This is a genomic window from Nitrospira sp. BLG_2 (assembly GCF_049222245.1).
The window spans coordinates 1-1,692 of record NZ_JBLYIG010000287.1 but is presented as its reverse complement, the minus strand read 5'-3'; the positions used below and the strand labels follow the sequence as shown (position 1 = coordinate 1,692).

The 1,692-nt window shown below is 56.1% G+C and carries 1 protein-coding gene; it reads left to right on the top strand.

What is annotated here, in order from left to right; translation table 11 throughout:
• Window positions 1-142: 142 nt before the first annotated feature.
• A partial coding sequence (locus tag ACOSYY_RS07910; protein WP_421661725.1) for a sigma-54-dependent Fis family transcriptional regulator occupies window positions 143-1,692 on the top strand: 1,550 nt, incomplete at its 3' end.

Here is a 1,692-nt window from a genome sequence, read left to right as displayed (position 1 = left end):
GTGGCGGATTGTAACATAGCGACTATGGCGCACCGCCACTTTTCTCGCGGCTTTTCATCGAGCCATTCACTGCTCAGCCATTGGCACAGAAACACAATGTGAGATATCCGCACGCCTGCGCCTGGACATCCCGGTTTCTTCTGTGATTGAATCAAAACGCCCCGGAGCTTGGAAATCCTTGGACCAGATCGAACGCAACTATCGAGCCCTCTTGTCCGTCGCCCTCGTGCTGAATTCGCAGCGCGACATGCGCAGCCTGTGGGAAGCGATTACAGTAGAGATCACCAAAGCCATTCCATGGGCCCGCGCCTCGATCACTCAGTACGATCCTCAGACCGATGCATTCCGGTTTTACGTCCTCGCGACCACGGTCCCGCAGGTCGAGCTTGGCCGCGATGCCGTCGTCCCGCGCCACGGAAGCGCGATGGGATGGGTATACGAACACAAAACCCTGCACATTCGCCCTGACCTCAAGAATGAGCAAGTCTTCCCCGAAGATAAATTATACGCTCAAGAAGGGCTCGGACGAATGATCAATCTTCCGCTGCTCGTGAAAGATCAATGCCTCGGCATTCTCAATATCGGCACTCGGGAATCGGGCGATCCCGACCCGGGAGATATCGAATTCCTCACGCAAGTGGCGATGCAGATCGCCTATGCGATCGATCACGTCCAAGCCTACGAACAAATCGATCGCTTACGAAACCAACTTGCCAAGGAAAATGTGTATCTGAACGAGGAGCTGCGGTTCACAAAAAACATCGACAGATTGGTCGGAGAAAGCGCCGTCTTTCAACACGTCTTAGCCCTCGCGCGAGGAGTCGCCCCGACGTCCACGACCGTTCTCTTGACCGGTGAGACAGGAACCGGCAAAGAATTGATCGCGCAAACCATTCACGATTTGAGTCAGCGCCGTCGGAAAGCCATGGTTCGCGTGAATTGCGCCTCCTTTCCGGCCGGCCTGGTTGAAAGCGAATTATTTGGGCACGAGCGCGGCGCATTTACGGGAGCGGACCGCGCCCGTGAAGGACGATTCGAACTGGCCCATGAAGGAACATTGTTCCTGGATGAAGTCGGTGAAATGCCTCTGGAGACGCAGGCGAAATTACTGCGAGTCTTACAGGATGGGATGGTTGATCGTTTGGGTGGGAAACAACCCATTCGAGTCGATGTTCGTATCATCGCCGCGACAAATCGCGACCTTTCCGCAGCGGTCAAGCTCGGGACGTTTCGAGCCGATCTTCTGTATCGTCTGAACGTGTTTCCGATCCGACTACCCACACTGCGCGAACGGCCGGAAGATATTCCGTCGTTGGCGAGGCACTTCCTCGAGCTATACGCAGCGAGGATCCCCCGTTCGTGTACGCAGATCGATCCTGATTCTTTGGAACGATTGGTCCGCTATTCTTGGCCCGGCAACGTCCGTGAATTGGCAAATGTGATCGAGCGCGCCTTGATTCTCTCACACGAGCCGATCTTACGGATCGACGACCATCTCCTCGGGTTGCAGGACCGCTCATCCACCAGCCTAGCGTCGTCCAGCCTCAAGGATTTCGAGCGCCAACACATTCTCCAAACTCTGTCATTGACCGATTGGCGGCTCGAAGGTCGCGACGGAGCAGCAGCACGGCTCGGCATCCCGCCCAGCACCCTCCGCAGCCGGATGAAGCACCTTGGGATAAAGCGACCAAC